The organism is Herpetosiphon gulosus (assembly GCF_039545135.1).
GTDB classification, from domain to species: Bacteria; Chloroflexota; Chloroflexia; order Chloroflexales; family Herpetosiphonaceae; genus Herpetosiphon; species Herpetosiphon gulosus.
This window is the reverse complement of record NZ_BAABRU010000073.1, coordinates 1-2,736: the sequence shown is the minus strand read 5'-3', so window position 1 is coordinate 2,736 and position 2,736 is coordinate 1. Positions and strand designations below refer to the sequence as shown.

Sequence of the window (2,736 nt, the reverse complement as noted above, 5' to 3'; positions counted from 1 at the left end):
CGAATACATCGAAATCTTTTACAATCGCCAACGGCTGCATTCGGGTTTAGGCTACCAAACGCCCGCAACGATTGAAGCGGCGTGGAGCGGATACGAACGATTGTCCATTAAATTATGACCACATCAGAACATATGCAGGAAGCGACGGTTCACCCCATGCGCATCAAGCTTATTGTTCATGATGCCGTAACTGCCCGTAAGCGCTGGGCCGTGGTCGGTGGCTGATGACGTTTGTTCGTCGTCGCCCAGCGCTGAATCAAGGCCGCGAGCCGTGTCAGCACCCGCAAAAACTGCGGCGGATCAGCCTGCGTGCTCGCCAGTTCGCCCGCCATCCCCGCGACAATCGGTGCGGCCTTGAACAAACTCCGCTCCGGATCATGCCAACTGCTGGCCGCGAGTATCCATTGGTGGAACACCAGCCCGATCAATTTGGCATAGATTTCACAGAGTATCCGGGCTGGATTGGCGGTGCGCCAATCATCGATCCGCGCGTGGCTTTTCCAGAGCTTAAACAGCAGTTCAATCTGCCAGCGCACCCGCACGAACGCCCAGACCTCGGTCGGGCTGATCAGCGTGCGCGGCGCATTCGTGATCACCACATTCCAATCAGCCAGCGCCAAGGCCGCCGCCGATGGCATGCGATGCTGGTGCTGGGCATGCTGGCGAATCCGGGCACGGCGCTGATCGGCAACCGTCTGCGCGACGCGGGTAACCACGAGGCGACCATGGACGTACCGCTCCTTGCCAACGACGATCGCGCAATCCCACGTGGTCACCGGACCAAGCTCGCGGACAAACGTGGTCAACGGCTGCGCGGCGTGCCCCGGATAGGCAACGACGGCGTTGCTCGGCAGGCGGGTGATCCAAAAGACCCCGTGCTGATCGTGCTTGCGCAAGCGCTCCAGATGGTAAAACCCGCGATCGGCGAGCAGTAAACTCCCCGGCGGCAGATCCTGCTGCTGAAGCGGGAGCGCCCGATCTGCCGCCCGTCCGTTGACCAGATCGAGCGCGGTGATCGTGCCCGTGAGCACATCGAGCTGCATTCAAAAGCCGTCAATTCCAACCAGTAATAGTTGGTACTAGCGCGGTGATCGTGCCCGTGAGCACATCGAGCTGCACGCCACATTTAAGGGTTGATCCACCACCCGTCGTTGCATTCCCACAGCCGCGCCACGTGCTGGTCAGGGCATCGGGCAAGCCAATGGATGTGCTGTCATGGACGCGCACGCTGGCGAAGCGCTGAAGGATGGGCAGGGCCACGGGATTGGCGGCGATGACGGGCTGGATGCTGGCAAGGACGAGCTGGCGGAGCAGGTCAGCAGTGGCCAGCGTAAAACGTTGATCAATCGCTTGGGGTGAGACATCGACCCCGATGCGGCAGGCCATCTGGGCGAGCTGCTCAACGGTGGCCGTCGGTTGGGCGAGCCAGCCATAGACGAGGGTTTGAACGAGCGTGCTTGGGGTAAACTTGGCACGGTCAGGGCGTTTGACATACTGCTGAGCGGCAGCAATTGCCTCGGTCGTGGTGCTCAACAGGGTGTGCATGGCAGCGCGGATCTGCGGTATGATGTCCATCGGATGCTCCTCGGATTCATGGTGTGGTGCAATGTCATGATGCCAGAAGAGCGTCCTTTCCATTTAAGCTTGATGCGCATGGGGGACAATTTATCCTAACCCAATCGGATCGGGTGGACTCGCGGTTCACCCCCACGCCTGTGGGGACAATCGTAATCACTTGTTGCATCAAGATCAAGTGGGCGGTTCACCCCCACGCCTGTGGGGACAATCGTGCGGCGTTGCGTGCCAGCGCCGTGGCCAGCGGTTCACCCCCACGCCTGTGGGGACAATCGCTGTACCAACCGTTTGACTGCTTTGTGATGCGGTTCACCCCCACGCCTGTGGGGACAATTGGCCGATGGCTCCGCGCCCATGCGCGGATTTCGGTTCACCCCCACGCCTGTGGGGACAATAGCGTTGCCGTGATCAGCCGTTGCTTGCCCGACGGTTCACCCCCACGCCTGTGGGGACAATTTGCTCTTCGGCCAAAATTAAGGACTCGCGAGCGGTTCACCCCCACGCCTGTGGGGACAATTCGCTTCGCCCATTCAAACATAGCCGTTGCGTACGGTTCACCCCCACGCCTGTGGGGACAATATCACCTCATCGAGCGCAACATAGAGTTGGCTCGGTTCACCCCCACGCCTGTGGGGACAATGCACCAGCTGCGCAGCCAACCCAACCCGCAGCCGGTTCACCCCCACGCCTGTGGGGACAATTCGACGATAGGTCTAGCCGCGAATAGCGATTACGGTTCACCCCCACGCCTGTGGGGACAATGTCAAATGCTTGCTTCGCCGCTTGGAAGGCTACGGTTCACCCCCACGCCTGTGGGGACAATACCGCATGAACAGAGCGGGCTTACTGTTGCAGCGGTTCACCCCCACGCCTGTGGGGACAATCACGCAGATACGCTATGAACGCTTATATGAGGCGGTTCACCCCCACGCCTGTGGGGACAATCCGAAGGATATGGAATGGGTTGAGCAACGGCGCGGTTCACCCCCACGCCTGTGGGGACAATGATCGGGCGACTATTCGAGCGTACCAATCGGGACTGTCAAGTAGATTGTGTATTTCGCCCCATTACCCCGGAAAGCGTCCGTCAAAGCGAATGGCCAATTGGTTGCGAATCCGTGCCCAGTTTGGCAGCGTGACCCATTTTGCAGTGATATCGCG

2 protein-coding genes and 1 CRISPR repeat array are annotated in these 2,736 nt (G+C 60.1%); both genes read right to left on the bottom strand.

What is annotated here, in order from left to right; translation table 11 throughout:
* Nucleotides 1–176: 176 nt before the first annotated feature.
* Nucleotides 177–1,043, bottom strand: coding sequence for an IS4 family transposase (locus ABEB26_RS26725; protein ID WP_345725147.1), 867 nt, complete (start codon nucleotides 1,041–1,043; stop codon nucleotides 177–179).
* 10 nt (nucleotides 1,044–1,053) lie between these two features.
* On the bottom strand, nucleotides 1,054–1,575 hold the full coding sequence (locus ABEB26_RS26720; protein WP_345725146.1) for a hypothetical protein: 522 nt from the start codon (nucleotides 1,573–1,575) through the stop codon (nucleotides 1,054–1,056).
* Nucleotides 1,576–1,697: 122 nt separating this feature from the next.
* A CRISPR array of direct repeats spans nucleotides 1,698–2,581; the repeat unit is 29 nt; unit sequence CGGTTCACCCCCACGCCTGTGGGGACAAT.
* Nucleotides 2,582–2,736 lie beyond the last annotated feature (155 nt).